The sequence below is a fragment of the Streptomyces sp. NPDC056734 genome (assembly GCF_042790455.1).
Taxonomy (GTDB): Bacteria; Actinomycetota; Actinomycetes; order Streptomycetales; family Streptomycetaceae; genus Streptomyces.
Window position 1 is genome coordinate 150,035 of the sequence record NZ_JBHTZD010000012.1, and the last position, 16,405, is coordinate 166,439.

The 16,405-nt window shown below is 71.7% G+C and carries 15 protein-coding genes; 6 read left to right on the forward strand and 9 right to left on the reverse strand.

Going from position 1 to position 16,405, the window contains the following annotated elements; genetic code table 11:
- Window positions 1–167: 167 nt before the first annotated feature.
- Window positions 168–611, reverse strand: coding sequence for a DUF6299 family protein (locus ACFRFC_RS19835; RefSeq protein ID WP_382692272.1), 444 nt, complete (start codon window positions 609–611; stop codon window positions 168–170).
- A 334-nt stretch (window positions 612–945) separates the two neighbouring features.
- Between ACFRFC_RS19835 and ACFRFC_RS19840 the strand changes: the two genes are divergently transcribed.
- The 5 genes from ACFRFC_RS19840 (at window position 946) to ACFRFC_RS19860 (ending at window position 5,492) form a co-directional block, all read left to right on the forward strand.
- Window positions 946–1,758 (forward strand): PaaX family transcriptional regulator C-terminal domain-containing protein, encoded by an 813-nt coding sequence (locus tag ACFRFC_RS19840; protein WP_382692278.1) that lies wholly within the window; start codon window positions 946–948, stop codon window positions 1,756–1,758.
- Between the two features lie 212 nt (window positions 1,759–1,970).
- Window positions 1,971–2,525 carry an adenylyl-sulfate kinase gene (gene cysC / locus ACFRFC_RS19845; RefSeq protein ID WP_382692271.1) on the forward strand — a complete coding sequence of 185 codons (555 nt, stop codon included), beginning with the start codon at window positions 1,971–1,973 and terminating at the stop codon, window positions 2,523–2,525.
- Entirely contained in the window at window positions 2,522–3,424 is a 903-nt protein-coding gene (gene cysD / locus ACFRFC_RS19850) for a sulfate adenylyltransferase subunit CysD (protein ID WP_382692270.1), read from the forward strand. Before cysC ends, cysD begins: the two co-directional genes overlap by 4 nt.
- A 2-nt stretch (window positions 3,425–3,426) precedes the next feature.
- Window positions 3,427–4,641, forward strand: a complete 1,215-nt coding sequence (locus tag ACFRFC_RS19855) for a sulfate adenylyltransferase subunit 1 (RefSeq protein WP_382692269.1) — start codon at window positions 3,427–3,429, stop codon at window positions 4,639–4,641.
- Between the two features lie 389 nt (window positions 4,642–5,030).
- Window positions 5,031–5,492, forward strand: a complete 462-nt coding sequence (locus ACFRFC_RS19860; RefSeq protein ID WP_382692268.1) for an ATP-binding protein — start codon at window positions 5,031–5,033, stop codon at window positions 5,490–5,492.
- A gap of 66 nt (window positions 5,493–5,558) precedes the next feature.
- Here the strand turns inward: ACFRFC_RS19860 and argF are convergent, their stop codons facing one another.
- The 8 genes from argF to ACFRFC_RS19900 all read right to left on the reverse strand — a co-directional run bounded on the left by argF (window position 5,559) and on the right by ACFRFC_RS19900 (window position 15,346).
- The gene (gene argF, locus ACFRFC_RS19865) at window positions 5,559–6,566 is read right to left on the reverse strand and encodes an ornithine carbamoyltransferase (protein WP_382692267.1); all 1,008 of its coding nucleotides are present in this window, start codon (window positions 6,564–6,566) and stop codon (window positions 5,559–5,561) included.
- A 100-nt stretch (window positions 6,567–6,666) separates the two neighbouring features.
- A complete protein-coding gene (locus tag ACFRFC_RS19870; protein WP_382692266.1) occupies window positions 6,667–7,890 on the reverse strand; it encodes an arginine deiminase in 1,224 nt (407 codons plus the stop codon).
- A 294-nt stretch (window positions 7,891–8,184) separates the two neighbouring features.
- On the reverse strand, window positions 8,185–10,737 hold the full coding sequence (locus ACFRFC_RS19875; protein ID WP_382692265.1) for a polynucleotide kinase-phosphatase: 2,553 nt from the start codon (window positions 10,735–10,737) through the stop codon (window positions 8,185–8,187).
- Window positions 10,734–12,197, reverse strand: coding sequence for a 3' terminal RNA ribose 2'-O-methyltransferase Hen1 (locus ACFRFC_RS19880; protein ID WP_382692264.1), 1,464 nt, complete (start codon window positions 12,195–12,197; stop codon window positions 10,734–10,736). The genes ACFRFC_RS19875 and ACFRFC_RS19880 overlap by 4 nt, the downstream gene beginning before the upstream one ends.
- 180 nt (window positions 12,198–12,377) lie before the next feature.
- Window positions 12,378–13,301: an LLM class F420-dependent oxidoreductase gene (locus tag ACFRFC_RS19885; RefSeq protein WP_382692263.1), complete on the reverse strand. Its 924-nt coding sequence runs from the start codon at window positions 13,299–13,301 to the stop codon at window positions 12,378–12,380.
- Between the two features lie 180 nt (window positions 13,302–13,481).
- Window positions 13,482–13,955: a DUF6099 family protein gene (locus ACFRFC_RS19890; RefSeq protein ID WP_382692262.1), complete on the reverse strand. Its 474-nt coding sequence runs from the start codon at window positions 13,953–13,955 to the stop codon at window positions 13,482–13,484.
- Between the two features lie 269 nt (window positions 13,956–14,224).
- Complete coding sequence (locus tag ACFRFC_RS19895) at window positions 14,225–14,524, reverse strand: nucleotide pyrophosphohydrolase (RefSeq protein WP_382692277.1); 300 nt, start codon at window positions 14,522–14,524, stop codon at window positions 14,225–14,227.
- Window positions 14,525–14,911: 387 nt separating this feature from the next.
- A complete protein-coding gene (locus ACFRFC_RS19900) occupies window positions 14,912–15,346 on the reverse strand; it encodes a cell division protein SepF (protein ID WP_382692261.1) in 435 nt (144 codons plus the stop codon).
- Window positions 15,347–15,573: 227 nt separating this feature from the next.
- Between ACFRFC_RS19900 and ACFRFC_RS19905 the strand changes: the two genes are divergently transcribed.
- Complete coding sequence (locus ACFRFC_RS19905; protein WP_382692260.1) at window positions 15,574–16,332, forward strand: DUF4142 domain-containing protein; 759 nt, start codon at window positions 15,574–15,576, stop codon at window positions 16,330–16,332.
- Window positions 16,333–16,405 lie beyond the last annotated feature (73 nt).

The window sequence follows — 16,405 nt, forward strand, 5'->3', positions numbered from 1 at the left end:
CGTGGGCTGGGCCATGTTCTTGGGGTTGACCGTGTTTAAAAACGCGGTCTAAAAACGAAACACCACGTCGACTTACACAATCACCCGCAAATAACCACGCCCCGGCCCGGGGCCGCGGTAAATCCGGCGGCCCGGGGCCTCGCCATGTGTGCGGCGCCCCGTCCGGGTCAGCCGCGCACCAGGGTGATGTCCCACGTGCCCACCGCGTGGAAGCTCGGCAGCGGCAGGCCGCCCTGGGAACGCAGTTCGGTGACCGTCGCCTCGACGCTCGCCGCACCCGGCTTCAGGACGTCGGGCGACGGCTTGCCGGTGTTGGTCCAGCGGTGCTCGGCGCCGTCGCACACCGCGCGGCTGCCACCGATGCCGTAGCGGACGTTCTTCTCGCTCTGCGCGACGGAGGAACTGACGAAGACCAGGCCGGTGCTGCCGAGGCAGCGGTAGGTGCCGGACAGGGTGACCGTGCCGTCGGCGGCGATCTTGCCGACCGCGTCGACGGTCACCGACTCGAAGGGCCCGGCGGTGGCGGGCGCGGCGGCCAGCGCGAGCGCGAGCGCGGCGACGACACCGAGGGCGGGGCGGGTGAGGGATCGGGTGAGGGATCGGGTGAGCATGGGGGGACCTCCTGTGGTGAGGCTCATGGGGGGTGCCTCGTGGGGCTACCACAGCCGGCGCCGCAACAGGCCGACATCCGTGAACGTCACTCCAACGGTGGCGGAGCCATACCGGTCGACGGCCGGTCGACGGCCGGTTCTGGGCGCGGCGCCTGCTGGCCGGCGGTGCTGAAGGCGGGCGCGAGTTCGTCTTCCCCGGCGCGCTGCCGCGCACGGCGACCGGCAAGCTCCAGCGGTTCCGGTTCCGGTTCCGGCTGCGCGGCCCGGCCGGGCGACGCCCCTGACCGGGGCCCGGGAGACCTGGGGTGACCAGCACCGATACCCCATGCCTAAGATGATCAACGTGTCCGACCAGCCTGCTCCGCGGTCCCTCATCGTCACGCTCTACGGTGCGTACGGCCGTGATTTCCCCGGTCCCGTGCCCGTCGCCGAACTCATCCGGCTGCTGGCCGCGGTGGGCGTCGACGCGCCCTCCGTACGGTCCTCCGTGTCCCGGCTGAAGCGGCGCGGGCTGCTGCTGCCCGCCCGCACCGCCGAGGGCGCCGCCGGGTACGAACTCTCACCGGACGCCCGGCAGTTGCTCAAGGACGGCGACAGGCGGGTGTACGCGCCGGAGCCGGACGGCGACGAGGGCTGGGTGCTCGCGGTGTTCTCGGTGCCGGAGTCGGAGCGGCAGAAGCGGCACGTACTGCGCTCCCGCCTGTCCGGCCTCGGCTTCGGCACGGCCGCCCCCGGCGTGTGGATCGCGCCCGCGCGGCTGTACGAGGAGACCCGGCACACCCTGCACCGGCTGCGCCTGGACGGCTATGTCGATCTGTTCCGCGGCGAGCACCTCGGGTTCGCGCCGACCACCGAGGCGGTGGCCCGCTGGTGGGACCTGGCCGCCATCGCCAAGGAGTACGAGGCGTTCCTCGACCGGCACGCCCCGGTGCTCACCGCCTGGCGGAAACGTGCCGACACCCCGTCCGAGGAGGCGTACCACGACTATCTCCTCGCCCTGGACTCCTGGCGCCATCTCCCCTACACCGACCCCGGCCTGCCCGCCCGGCTGCTGCCCGCCGACTGGCCGGGGGCGCGCTCGGCGGCCGTCTTCCGGGAACTGCACGAGCGGCTGCGGGACGCGGGGGCCGGGTTCGTGGGGGTGTGACCGCGGGACGGCTTTCCTGCGGATGTGACCGCGCGACGCGGGACCGCATGCGTGCGGATGTGACCCCGTATGCGGCAAACCCGGTGCCGGTGTGACGTCAGGCACATCCTGAGGCGCTAAGGGAACCCTCAGGTTCCTCTGGCCCTCTTCTCAAGTTTCTTACCTAGCGTCCATCGGGTCACACGCCGGGGAAGAAACGAGGATTGCTGCGCATGACCACCAGCACGGCCAGAGCGCAAGGAGCCACCGTCTGGCTCACGGGGCTGCCGAGCGCGGGGAAGACCACGATCGCCCGCCTCCTCGGGGACCGGCTGCGGACCGAGGGACACCGGGTGGAGGTCCTCGACGGCGACGAGATCCGCCGCTTCCTCTCCGCCGGGCTGGGCTTCTCCCGCGCGGACCGGGACACCAACGTCCAGCGCATCGGCCTGGTCTCGGAGGTGCTGGCCCGCAACGGCGTGCTCTCCGTCGTCCCCGTCATCGCCCCGTACGCCGACAGCCGCGAGGCCGTGCGCAAGCGGCACGAGGCGAGCGGGACCCCGTATGTCGAGGTCCATGTCGCCACGCCGGTCACGGTGTGCAGCGAGCGGGACGTGAAGGGGCTGTACGCCCAGCAGGCCGCCGGTGAGCTGACCGGGCTGACCGGCGTGGACGACCCGTACGAGGAGCCGGTGGACCCGGCGCTGGTCCTCCGGACGCAGGACCAGACAGCGCACGAGTCGGCCGACTCGGTGCACGCGCTGCTGGTGGCAAAGGGGCTCGCATGACCGGCTTCACCCTCTCCCACCTGGACGCGCTGGAGTCCGAGGCGGTCCACATTTTCCGTGAGGTGGCGGGCGAGTTCGAGCGGCCGGTGATTCTCTTCTCCGGCGGCAAGGACTCCATCGTCATGCTGCATCTGGCGCTGAAGGCGTTCACGCCCGCCCCGGTGCCCTTCTCGCTGCTGCACGTGGACACCGGGCACAACTTCCCCGAGGTCCTCGCCTACCGGGACCGCACGGTCGAACGGCACGGACTGCGGCTGCATGTCGCCTCCGTGCAGGACTACATCGACCGGGGGGTGCTGCGGGAGCGTCCGGACGGCACCCGCAACCCGCTCCAGACCGTCCCGCTGACCGAGACCATCCAGGAGCGGCGCTTCGACGCGGTGTTCGGCGGCGGGCGGCGCGACGAGGAGAAGGCACGGGCCAAGGAGCGGGTGTTCTCGCTGCGCGACGAGTTCTCCCAGTGGGACCCGCGCCGCCAGCGCCCCGAACTGTGGAACCTCTACAACGGGCGGCACGCCCCCGGCGAGCACGTCCGCGTGTTCCCCCTCTCCAACTGGACCGAGCTGGACGTCTGGCAGTACATCGACCGCGAGGACATCGAGCTGCCCGACATCTACTACGCCCACTACCGCGAGGTGTTCCAGCGGGGCGGGATGTGGCTGACGGCCGGGGAGTGGGGCGGGCCGCGCGAGACGGAGACCGTCGAGAAGCGCCGGGTCCGCTACCGGACCGTGGGCGACATGTCCTGTACCGGGGCGGTGGACTCCACCGCCGACACCATCGAGAAGGTCATCGCGGAGATCGCCGCCTCCCGGCTCACCGAGCGCGGCGCGACCCGCGCCGACGACAAGCTGTCGGAGGCCGCGATGGAGGACCGTAAGCGCGAGGGGTACTTCTAGCCATGAGCACGACTGCAATCCACGGCACGGACGTCGACACCCTGCGGTTCGCGACCGCCGGTTCCGTGGACGACGGCAAGTCCACCCTGGTGGGCCGGCTGCTGCACGACTCCAAGTCGGTGCTCGCCGACCAGCTGGAGGCCGTGACCCGGGCCTCGCGCGGGGACACCCCCGATCTGGCGCTGCTCACCGACGGGCTGCGCGCCGAGCGCGAACAGGGCATCACCATCGACGTGGCGTACCGCTACTTCGCCACCACCCGGCGCCGCTTCATCCTCGCCGACACCCCCGGCCATGTGCAGTACACCCGCAACATGGTGACGGGCGCCTCCACGGCCGAGCTGACGGTGATCCTGGTCGACGCCCGCAACGGCGTCGTCGAACAGACCCGCCGCCACGCCGCCATCGCGGCCCTGCTCCGCGTCCCGCACATCGTGCTCGCCGTGAACAAGATGGACCTCGTCGGCTACGAGCAGCAGGTCTTCGAGCGGATCGTGGAGGACTTCGCGGGTCACGCCGCCCGCCTGGGCCTGCCCGGCTTCACGCCCGTCCCGGTGTCGGCGCTGGCCGGTGACAACGTGGTGGAGCGGTCGGCGCGGACCGGCTGGTACGAGGGCCCGGCGCTGCTGGAGTTCCTGGAGCGGGTGCCGGTGGGCGCCGAGCGCACCGAGGCGCCCGCCCGTTTCCCGGTCCAGTACGTCATCCGGGACGGCGACGCCCGCCACTACGCGGGCCAGCTGGTGTCGGGGACCCTGACGGTCGGTGACCGGGTGACGGTCCTGCCGAACGGCGAGTCGACCGAGATCACCGGCATCGACGTCCTGGGCACCCCGGCCGGGTCGGCACACGCCCCGCAGTCCGTGAGCCTGCGTCTGGCCGGGCAGCGGGACATCGCGCGCGGTGACCTGATCACGACGGGCGCGGAGCCGCCCGCCCTGACGCGGGAGGTGCGCGCGGCCGTCTGCCATCTCGCCGACCGGCCGCTGCGGATCGGTGACCGGGTGCTCGTCCGGCACACCACCCGGACCGTGCAGGCCAAGGTCACCGACCTGGCGGGGGCGGAGGTCCTCGCGGCCAACGACCTCGGCCGGATCACCCTGCGCACGGCCGAGCCGCTGGCGCTGGATCCCTACGCGGTGTCCCGGCGCACGGGCGCGTTCATCTTGATCGACCCGGCGGACGGGGCGACGCTGACGGCGGGGATGGTGGAGGGGTAGCTCCGCCCGCGCCGGATGGCCCAGGTCCTGAGCGTTCAGCTCAGGACCTGGGCCTTTTGGCGTGCCCGGTCCGGAGGCCGCCGTCATCCGTGGTCGCGCCCACGCGGCGGAGCCACATGGAAATCGCTCACGGAGAGCAACGCGCCACTCACCCGGCGCCTCTTCCGTCACCGCTTTCCCTTCGGATGTCAATAACGCGGTAACAACGGGAGGAGAGGGGATCGGCTGTGCGGCGCACAGCGTTCCCTCATATGGGTCGCCCGACGCTCGCCCGGCATCGGGGTCCGAAAGTCCCGGCGACGCCCGACCAGTGACTCTGCCGACGGCGCCGCGCCCTCTATAAAGTTGAAAGCAGGACGACCCGAGTCCCCTCCAGGGATTCCTGCGCCATGAACGGACACGCCGTGCACGATCGCCCCTCCGCCTCCGCCTCCTGGCGTATCGCGCTGCCACGCTCGGCCGTGGCGGTACCGGTCGCCCGTGCCCTGGTGCGCACCGCGCTGGCCGAGCTGAAGCACGGGGCCGACTGCGACACGGCCGAACTGCTGACGGCGGAGCTGGTCGCGAACGCCGTCGAGCACACCGCCGGCGAGGGCCCGATAGAACTGATCCTGGAACTGCTGCCCACCGGCTGCCACGTCGAGGTGCACGACCCCGACCCGGCGCCGCCGACCGAGCTGACCCGGCCCCCGGACCACGCACCCGACCCCTGGCAGGAGAACGGACGCGGGCTGCTGCTGATCCGCACCCTCAGTTCCGACTGCGGCCACCGCGCCACCGAGACCGGCAAGGCGGTGTGGTTCAGACTGCCCGCGCTACCGGCCCAGTACCGCCCCCCGGAGCCCACGTAGTCCGCGTGGCCCGCGTAGCCCGCGTGGCGCTCGTGGCCCTCGTAGTTCTTGTGGCCCCGCCGCCGGTCAGGCCAGCGTGGCGACCAGCACCGCCTTGATGGTGTGCAGCCGGTTCTCGGCCTCGTCGAAGACGACCGAGTGCGCCGATTCGAAGACCTCGTCGGTCACTTCGAGGGAGGCCAGACCGAACCGCTCATGGATCTCCCGGCCGACCTTGGTCCCCAGGTCGTGGAAGGCCGGCAGACAGTGCAGGAACCTCACATCCGGATTGCCGGTGGCCCGCAGCACGTCCATGGTCACGGCGTACGGCACCAGCGCGGCGATCCGCTCGTCCCACACCTCCTTGGGCTCGCCCATGGAGACCCAGACGTCGGTGGCCACGAAGTGCGCGCCGCGCACGCCCTCCGCCACCGACTCGGTGAGCGTGATCCGGGCCCCGCTGGTCTCGGCGAGCGCCCGGGCCCGGTCGATGACGGGCTGCGCGGGCCAGTAGGACTCGGGGGCGACGATCCGGACGTCCATGCCGAGCAGCGCGCCGGTGATGAGGTAGGAGTTGCCCATGTTGAAGCGGGCGTCGCCGAGGTAGGCGAAGGCTGTCCCGGTGAGCGGCCCGGCGCGGTGCTCGGTCATGGTCAGGACGTCGGCGAGCATCTGGGTGGGGTGCCAGTCGTCGGTGAGCCCGTTGAAGACCGGCACCCCGGCGTACTCCGCCAGCTCCTCCACCGCCCGCTGGCTGTCCCCGCGGTACTCGATCCCGTCGTAGTACCGGCCCAGCACCCGCGCGGTGTCCCGCACGGACTCCTTGTGCCCGAGCTGTGAGCCGGAGGGGTCCAGATAGGTGGTCGCGGCACCCTGGTCGGCCGCCGCGACCTCGAAGGCGCAGCGGGTACGGGTGGAGGTCTTCTCGAAGATCAGCGCGAGGTTCTTGCCGCTCAGGTACCGCGTCTCGGTCCCGGCCCGCTTGGCCGCCTTCAGCTCGGCGGCCAGCTCGATCAGCCCGAGAAACTCCGCACGGGTGAAGTCCAGCTCTTTGAGAAAGCTGCGCCCGGCGAGGGCGGTCGGAACGGTCGCCATGGGCGCTCCAAGGTCGGGACGACGGGGACGGCGGTCGAATGGAAGTGTATACGACCTTCAGAATTCTTATACGACGATGTGGCGCACGCCCCCCTGGCCCCTACACCGCGTCCCGCTCCACCGGACAGCTCATGCAGCGCGGGCCGCCCCGCCCCCGCCCCAGCTCGCTGCCCGGGATCTCGATCACCTCGATGCCCTGTTTGCGCAGATGGGTGTTGGTGGTGGCGTTGCGCTCATAGGCGACGACGACCCCCGGCTCGACGGCGAGCACATTGCAGCCGTCGTCCCACTGCTCGCGCTCGGCGGAGTGCACGTCCTGGACGGCGGTCAGCACCCGGATCTCATTGAGGCCGAGGGCGGCGGCGATGGCCCGGTGCATGTGCTCCGGCGGATGGTCGGTGACCTTCAGGTCCCGGTCGCCCGCGCCGGGTTCGATGGTGTAGGAGCGGAGCATGCCGAGCCCGGCGTACTGGGTGAAGGTGTCGCCGTCGACCATCGTCATCACGGTGTCCAGATGCATGAAGGCACGTCGCTTGGGCATGTCCAGCGCCACGATCGTGGTCGCGGAACCGGCCGCGAACAGCTTGTGGGCGATCATCTCGACGGCCTGCGGGGTGGTCCGCTCGCTCATCCCGATGAGCACGGCGCCGTTGCCGATCACCAGCACGTCCCCGCCCTCGATGGTGGAGGGGTAGTCGGCCTGTCCTTCGGACCAGACGTGGAAGGTGTGGTCCCGGAAGAGCGGGTGATGGCGGTAGATCGCCTCGAAGTGGACGGTCTCGCGCTGCCGGGCGGGCCAGCGCATGGCGTTGATGGAGACACCGTCGTAGATCCAGGCGGAGGTGTCCCGGGTGAAGAGATGGTTGGGCAGCGGCCCGAGGAGGAAGTCGTCCACCTCCAGGGCGTGGAAGCGGACGGAGGTCGGCTCGGCGTGGGCCTCAAGGAACTCCCGTTTGGTCATGCCGCCGACCAGTGCCTCGGCCAGTTCCCCGGCGGGCAGCGCCGCGAACGCGGCCCGCAGATGGTCGGTGGCCAGCGGGCCGTACTCCTTCTCGTCGAAGACCCGGTCCAGTACGAGCGCGCGGGCCGCCGGGATCTCCAGGGCCTCGGTGAGCAGCTCGCCGAACAGATGGACCTCGACACCGCGGTCACGCAGGACGTCGGCGAAGCCGTCGTGCTCGGCGCGCGCCCGGCGCACCCACAGCACATCGTCGAAGAGCAGCGCGTCCTTGTTACTGGGGGTGAGCCTTTTGAGCTCAAGATCGGGCCGGTGCAGGATGACGCGGCGCAGCCGCCCGGCCTCGGAGTCGACGTGGTATGCCATGTCTCCATCCTGACCATTCGGGCAGGCGTTCACCCCTGTTTCACACGGGAGCGGGTCCCTGGCGGGCAGCCGGACCGGCGGGCAGGGCGGCGCACCCGGCGAGGGTGTGCAGGTCGGCGGGGTCACGCTCCAGGGCGCGGGGCGCGGGACGCCGGGCGCGGGACGCCGGGCGCGGGACGCCGGCGTCCCGAAGACCACAACCGGAGTCACACCCGCCGGGCCCAAGGGGCCGGCCCCGGCCGGGGCCCACCAACACCGCCCCCAGTCGCCCTCCTCCTCCCCCGGACCGGATGGTCAGAGCCGAGGATCCACCGGCTCCGATTCCAGGGCCAGCACCCCGAACACCGCCTCGTGCACGCGCCACAGTGGCTCGCCGTCGGCCAGGCGGTCCAGGGCCTCCAGGCCGAGGGCGTGTTCGCGCAGGGCGAGGGAGCGTTTGTGGTTCAGGGAGCGGCGGCGGAGGCGGTCCAGGTGGTCGGGGCGGGTGTAGTCCGGGCCGTAGATCAGCCGCAGATACTCCACCCCGCGCACCTTCAGGCCGGGCTGCACCAGCCGCCCCCGCGGGTCGCGCACGAGGGCGGCGAGCGGCTTGACGACCATGCCCTCCCCGCCCCGGCCGGTCATCTCCTGCCACCAGTCGACGCCGGACGCGACGGAGGCCGGGTCGGCGGTGTCGACGTACAGCCTGCGGGTGGTGTGGAGCAGGCCGGTGGTGTCGTGCTCGACCAGCCGGTCCAGCAGGGCCAGCTGTTCGTCGTGCGGCAGGGCGGCGAGGCTGCGGCCCTGGGCGGCGAGCAGCTGGAAGGGTGCCAGGCGGACGCCGTCCAGGCCGTCGGTGGGCCAGCAGTAACGCCGGTAGACGTCGGTGAACGCGTCGGCGTGCGCGGCGCGTTCCCGCTGGCGGGCAAGCAGGGCGGTGACGTCGACGCCCCGGGCCGCCGCGCCCTGGAGCGCGGCCAGGGCGCCGGGGAAGACGGCCCCGGCGGCGGCGCCGACCGCCGCGTACTGGGTGCGCAGCAGTCCGGACGCCTTCAGCGACCACGGCATCAGCTCCGCGTCCAGCAGCAGCCAGTCCGTGTCCAGCTCCGCCCAGAGTCCCGCCGCGCCGATCGCCGCGCGCAGCCGGTCCAGGAGCTGCTCGGTCATCGGGCCGTCCGGGAAGAACGGGCGGCCGGTGCGGGTGCAGAGGGAGCCGGTCGGACCGTCGACGCCGAAGCGGCGGGCCGCCGCGTCCGCGTCCCGGCAGACCAGGGCGACGGCCCGCGAGCCCATGTGCTTCTCCTCGCACACGACCCGCTCGACCCCGTCGTCCCGGTACTGCGCGAACGCCTCCACCGGGTGCTCCAGAAAGCCCTCGGCCGCGCTGGTCGGCGTGGGTGCCATGGTGGGCGGCAGATACGGCAGCAGACGCGGGTCGACGGCGAAGCGGCTCATGACCTCCAGGGCCGCCGCCGCGTTCTCCTCCCGGACCGCGACCCGCCCGGCGTACCGGGTCTCGACGGCCCGGCGCCCCTGCACATCCGCCAGATCCAGCGGCCGTCCGTCCTGCCCGCCGGGCGCCTGCGAGGCGAGCGGCTTCACCGGCTCGTACCAGACCCGCTGCGCCGGTACGTCGACCAGTTCCCGCTCCGGCCAGCGCAGCGCGGTGAGCTTGCCGCCGAAGACGGCGCCGGTGTCCAGGCAGATCGTGTTGTTGAGCCAGGTGGCCTCGGGCACCGGGGTGTGGCCGTAGACCACGGCCGCCCGGCCCCGGTAGTCCTCCGCCCACGGGTAGCGCACCGGCAGCCCGAACTCGTCCGTCTCCCCGGTGGTCTCGCCGTACAGCGCGTGCGAGCGGACCCGGCCGGAGGTGCGGCCGTGGTACTTCTCCGGCAGCCCGGCGTGGCACACCACCAGCCTGCCGCCGTCCAGGACGTAGTGGCTGACCAGCCCGTCGATGAACTCGCTCACCTCGCGCCGGAACTCCGCGCTCTCGCCGTCCATCTGCGCGAGGGTCTCCGCGAGCCCGTGCGTGGGCCGCACCGGGCGCCCGCGCAGGTGACGGCCGTACTTGTTCTCGTGGTTGCCGGGCACGCACAGCGCGTTGCCGGATCTCACCATCGTCATCACCCGGCGCAGCACGCCGGGGCTGTCGGGGCCGCGGTCGACGAGGTCGCCGACGAACACGGCGGTCCGGCCGTCCGGGTGCACACCGTCGGTGTAGCCCAGCTTGCCGAGCAGCGACTCCAGTTCGGACGCGCAGCCGTGGATGTCGCCGATGATGTCGAAGGGGCCGGTGAGGTGGGTGAGGTCGTTGAACCGTTTCTCGGTACGGACGGTCGCGGTCTCGATCTCCTCGACGCCCCGCAGGACATGCACCTTGCGGAAGCCCTCGCGCTCCAGGAGGCGCAGGGAGCGGCGGAGTTCGCGGATGTGGCGCTGGATCACCCGGCGCGGCATTCCGGCCCGGTCGGCGCGGGCCGCGTTGCGCGCCGCGCACACCGACTCCGGTACGTCGAGGACGATCGCGATGGGCAGCACGTCGTACTCCCGGGCCAGCGCGATCAGCCCGCGCCGGGCCTCGGGCTGCACGCTGGTGGCGTCCACGACCGTACGGCGGCCGGCCGCCAGCCGCTTGCCCGCGATGTAGTGGAGCACGTCGAAGGCGTCGCGGGTCGCGCCCTGGTCGTTCTCGTCGTCGGAGACCAGGCCCCGGCAGAAGTCGGAGGAGATCACCTCGGTGGGCTTGAAGTGGCGGCGGGCGAAGGTGGACTTGCCCGAGCCGGAGGCGCCGACCAGGACGACCAGGGAGAGATCGGTGACGGACAGGCTCCGCCCGGCGTCAGGTGTCTTCTGGGTCTCGGTCATGCCGCTTTCGCCTCCTTGTCGGCGGTCAGGGTGAACAGGGCGAGCTGGGTGGGCGGGCCCACCTCGGGGTCGTCGGGTCCTACGGGCCGGAACTCCACGGCGTACCCGTGCCGGGCGGCGACCGCCTGCGCCCAGGCGCGGAACTCGGCGCGCGTCCACTCGAAGCGGTGGTCGCCGTGCCGGACGTGCCCGGCGGGGAGGGACTCCCAGCGGACGTTGTACTCGACGTTGGGGGTGGTCACCACGACCGTGCGGGGGCGGGCGGCGCCGAAGACGGCGTACTCCAGGGCGGGCAGCCGGGGCAGGTCGAGGTGTTCGATCACCTCGCTGAGCACAGCCGCGTCGTACCCCTTGAGCCGCCGGTCCGTGTACGCGAGGGAGCCCTGGATCAGCTGGACGCGCGACGCCTGCCGCTCCCCCAGCCGGTCCAGCTTCAGCCGCCGGGCGGCGACGGTGAGCGCCCGCATCGACACGTCCACCCCGACGATCTCGGTGAACCGGACGTCCTTGAGCAGCGCCTGGACAAGCTGACCCTGCCCGCAGCCGAGGTCCAGGACCCGGGCGGCACCGGCTTCGCGCAGCGCGGTGAGGATCGCTTCGCGCCGCAGGACGGCGAGCGGGGTGGGCTCGGGGGCCTCCTCGGTGTCGGCCTCGACGGCGTTGTCGATCTCCTCGGCCTGGCTGTCGTCGGTCTCGGCGAGCCGGGCCAGTTCCAGCCGCTCCAGGGCGTCGCGGGTCAGGGACCAGCGGCGGGACAGATAGCGGCTGGTGATCAGCTTCTGTTCGGGGTGTCCGGGCAGCCAGCCCGCACCGGCCCGGAGCAGTTTGTCGACCTCGTCGGGGGCGACCCAGTAGTGCTTGGCGTCGTCCAGGACCGGCAGCAGGACGTACAGGTGGCGCAGCGCGGCGGCCAGGGTGAGGGTCTCGGACTCCAGGACCAGCCGGACGTAGCGCGAGTCGCCCCACTCGGGGAACCGGTCGTCCAGCGGCACGGGTTCGGCCGTGACCGTCCAGCCCAGCGGCTCGAACAGGGCGTGTACGACGGCGGGGCCGCCCCGGGCGGGCAGCGCGGGCACCTCGATGTGCAGCGGCAGCGGCTGGGCGGCACGGTCGGGCAGCGCGTTGCACACTCCGCGCATGGCGCTGGAGAAGACGGCGCTCAGGGCGACCGCTAGGAGGGAGGAGGCGGCGTAGGGGCGGTCGTTGACGTACTGCGCGAGGGCCGCGTCCGGGGCGCCGCCGCGGCCCTTGCCCTTGTTCCGGCGCACCAGCGCCACCGCGTCGACCTCCAGCAGCAGCGCCGCCGTGCAGCGATCCGCGCCCGCCTCGGGGTAGAGGACGTGCGCGGTGCCGTAGGAGGTGGAGAACGCCTGCGCCTTGTCCGGATGCTTGTGCAGCAGGAAACCGAGGTCGGTGGCGGGGCGTTCGGGTACGCCGGTGGTGCTGATGGTCAGGAACATGCGGAGGGCCTCTCCGGCTGGACGGTCGTCTGTCGTGGACGGTCGTCTGTCGTATCTGTCGTTGGGGGTGCCGTGCGCGCGAAAGCCCCCAGGGGGGGGTGATCCTGGGGGCTCGGCAGGACGACGGTCCTACTGTCGCACGGGGGGTGTGACCGGCGCCTTCGGTTATCGCGCGGGCGGTTACGACAGCTGGGACTGCACCTGTGCGGAGATCAGCTCCAGGTGGTCGAGGTCGTCCAGGTCGAGGACCTGGAGGTAGATCCGGCTCGCGCCGATCTCGGCGTAGCGGCCGATCTTCTCGACCACCTCGGCCGGGGAACCGGCCAGGCCGTTGGTCTTCAGCTCATCGACCTCGCGGCCGATGACGGCGGCGCGGCGGGCGACTTCCTGGTCGTCCTTTCCGACACAGACGATGAGGGCGTTGGAGTAGACGAGGTCGTCGCCCTTGCGGCCGGCCTCCTCGGCGGCGGCGCGCACCCGGCCGAACTGGCGCTCGCTGTCCTCGATGGAGGCGAAGGGCATGTTGAACTCGTCGGCGTAGCGGGCGGCCAGGCGAGGGGTGCGGGTGGCGCCGTGGCCGCCGATCAGCACGGGGACCTTCGCCTGGGCGGGCTTGGGCAGTGCGGGCGAGTTCTTCAGCTGGTAGTAGGTGCCGTCGAAGTCGAAGGTGTCGCCGACGGGGGTCTCCCACAGTCCGGTGACGATGGCGAGCTGCTCCTCCAGACGGCCGAACTTCGCCTTCGGGAAGGGGATGCCGTACGCCTGGTGCTCGTCCTCGAACCAGCCCGCGCCGAGGCCCAGCTCGATGCGTCCGCCGGACATCTGGTCCACCTGGGCGACCTGGATGGCGAGGACGCCGGGCAGCCGGAAGGTACCGGCGGTCATGAGGGTGCCGAGTCGGATGCGCCGGGTCTCGCGGGCGAGGCCGGCCAGGGTGATCCAGGCGTCGGTGGGGCCGGGCAGACCGTCGACGGAGCCCATCTTGACGAAATGGTCCGACCGGAAAAAAGCGTCGAACCCGAGGTCCTCGGTGGCCTTGGCCACGGTGAGGAGCGTGTCGTAGGTGGCGCCCTGCTGGGGCTCGGTGAAGATGCGAAGATCCATGGCCTCCATCCTGCCCCCTGGCCCCCCGCCGGATCGCGCCGGTCCACACCTGCGGGGCGCTCCTCGGTCGGGTGAAATTCGTCCGTCCCGTCCCGTCCCGTTCCGTCACGTGGCGGGGCGGGGCGGGGCGGGGCGGGACGGGGCGGGCGCGTCGGGGAGGCGGCCGGCGACGGTCGGGGCCTACCCCGCCTCCCGCTCGGGTAAGGCCGCCGCCTCCCGGTCCGCCAGTTTGCGGAGCAGCTCGCGGACTCGGTCGCGGGACTCGTCCGCCGCGTCGATGGCCTCCATGCACTGCCAGTACGTCCCCTCGTCGGGCGCCGAGCAGGCCACGCCGACGAGGGCGATGCCCACCTCGCCGAGGAGTCCGCAGAGATAGGTCAGGGCCTGGCGGGTGTCGCCCAGCTCGGTCAGCTGGGCCGCGCGCAACTCACCGGGGGCGAGGTGCGGTTCGTCCAGGACTCCGCAGCCCCGGCCCGCCAGCTCGGTCAGGCCGAGCGCCTCACCGCGCAGCTCCGGCGGGCCGAACACCGCGAGCCTGCTGCCGATCGCCTGGGCCAGGCACTGGGCCTGCCACACCTCCCGCAACGTGTCGGGTATGGCACCGCTCGCCGCCAGCGCCCGCCTGCTCGTCACGATGAGCCGCACCGCGTCCATGGGCCGCCCCCGTCTGTCAAGACGCACGCTGGTCCGCGCGTCCGCCCGAACTCCGTTGTCCACTACCCAGAGTGAGGGTCCGTGAGACGAAAAGCTAGAGGAAGACGGAAATCTGCGGACAACGATTCGGATTCGGGCCCAGATTTGACTACGCAGAGTAAAAATGGATTGGTTCGGTCCCCGAGTTGTCCGGACTCGTCCGTGATGCCGCCCCGTCACTCGGAGCACAGAAGATCACAGACACCGGCCGACCGGGCGCCCCCGGTGCTTCAAGGCGCCGGGAATCTCTGTTCGTTACGGTCGATCTTGGCGTCCAGCGCGGCGAGCGGATCGACGCCGAGCACCTCGCACAGCTGGAGCAGATACGCCAGCACATCGGCGACCTCATCCCGCACCCGGTGCGCGGCCCGGGGGTCGTCCATCACCCGCGCCGACTCCTCGGGTGTCAGCCACTGGAAGATCTCGACCAGTTCGGACGCCTCCACGCTCAGCGCGGCCACCAGATTCTTGGGGGTGTGGTAGGGCTGCCAGTCGCGGGCGGCGGCGAAGTCGGCGAGCCGGCGTTGCAGGGCCGGTACGTCAAGTCGCCGGGCGCCGCTCTCGACTGCGCCGCTCCCGGCTGCGGCACCCTCGGCTCCGCTGCTGCCGGATTCGCCGCTTCCGGATTCGCCGGTCACGGACTCGCCGGTCACAGATCCGCCGGTCACGGACTCGCCGGTCAAAGCTTCGCCACCCACTGATTCGTCACTCACGGATCAAGGTGTACCACTGTCGCCCCGGGCGTCCCCCGGGCCCGGTCGGCGTCGCCCACCGCACCTCACCGTCGCCGGGCCGGGCCGGCCCCGTCCGCGGATCGTGCCCGGCGGCCACGGTTCGCCGTACACGTCCCGCATCGGGCCCCGGCAGCGGAACGGAGGGCGGTGCCGTGCCGGAGCCGTCCGGCCAGGACCCCGTCCTCAGGCGCCCGGCCCGCCCACCCCCGCCATCAGACCCTGCACCTCCGTGCCCGGCGGGGTCAGCAGGAAGACATTGCGGTCCACCCGGTGCATCCCGCTGGCCAGGCCGAAGACCACGCCCGTGCTGAAGTCGAGGACACGCTTGGCGACATCGCCCTCGGCGCCGGTGAGGTCGAGGAGGACCGGGATGCCGGCCATCAGGGTCTCGGCGACCTCGCGGGCGTCGGCGAAGATGTTGACCCGCAGGACGACGAAGCGGCGCCGTGCCTCGGTCTCCGCGTCCGGCCGGGCCCGGTGGTCCACGGCGGACGGCCAGGCGTCACGTCCCCTCAGGGGTACGACCTGAGCGAGCCCTTCCCACTGTTCATCGGTGACATCTCGACTGTTCACCGGCTCCCCCCGATCTGCGTCGTTCTCATCTCCTGCACCAGCCATTCTTACGGCAAGTCACCCGTTCGGCCGAACAGCGACACGGTGTGCGACCGGCTCGGACAGCTGTGTGACGTACCGCACAGGTCCGCCGGGGAAAATTCTCCCGTCCCGGTGACGGATCCGGGACGGGCGTCCGTATCTCCTGTCGTACAAGTCGTGCGCGCCGTACGTGCCCTGTAGGTCGAACGTGCCGTACCCGCCGCACGTGCCCGTTCGCGTCAGGAGGCCGCATGCCCATCTCCCGCACCAAGGTGGGGAGCATCTTCGTCTTCGGTGCCATGGGTCTTACCCTCACCGCGCTCGCCTATCCGGCCATGCTGGGGGTCGAGAACACGGCCGGTGACCAGAACCGGATCATCGCCAATACCCCGTGGGGGCCGCTGACCGAGGCGGACCGTGACTTCGTGGTGAAGGTGCGGGCCGCCGGGCTCTGGGAGTACCCGCTGGGCGAGCTGGCGATGGAGCGGGGCACGACACCGGAGATGAAGGAGGCGGGCAAGCATCTGATCGTCGGCCACGCCGGGCTGGACGAGCTGTGCCGCGAGATCGCCCCGGATCTCAACATCACGCTGCCGAACCAGGCGAGCCCCCAGCAACAGCAGTTCGTGGCCACGGTCGCCGCCGAGCAGGGCCAGTCCTTCGACTCCACGGCCGTGCAGATCATGCGGGTCACCCATGGTCAGATCTTCCCGGTGGTCGCCAAGACCCGCGCCAACACCCGCAACACGCTGGTGCGGCAGCTGGCCGACCTCGCCAACGACACCGTGCTGGACCACATCACCGTGCTGGAGAAGACCGGGCTGGTCAACCACGACCAGGTCAACTTCCAGCAGACCACCCCGCCCAAGCTCCCCAATGACCAGCTGACCCCACCCCCGCCGCAGCCCGGCGCCCCGATCGTGGTTCTCACCCCGCGCCCCGACCTGGGGATCAACACCGCCTCCCCCGCGCCCAGTCCGTCGGCGACGGCGAGAGAACAGGTGGGGTAGGCGGGCAGGTGGGATAGCCCACACCCGTCCGGCTCCGGTCCAGGCCCCGCCCGGCAACGCCCGGCGACACCCG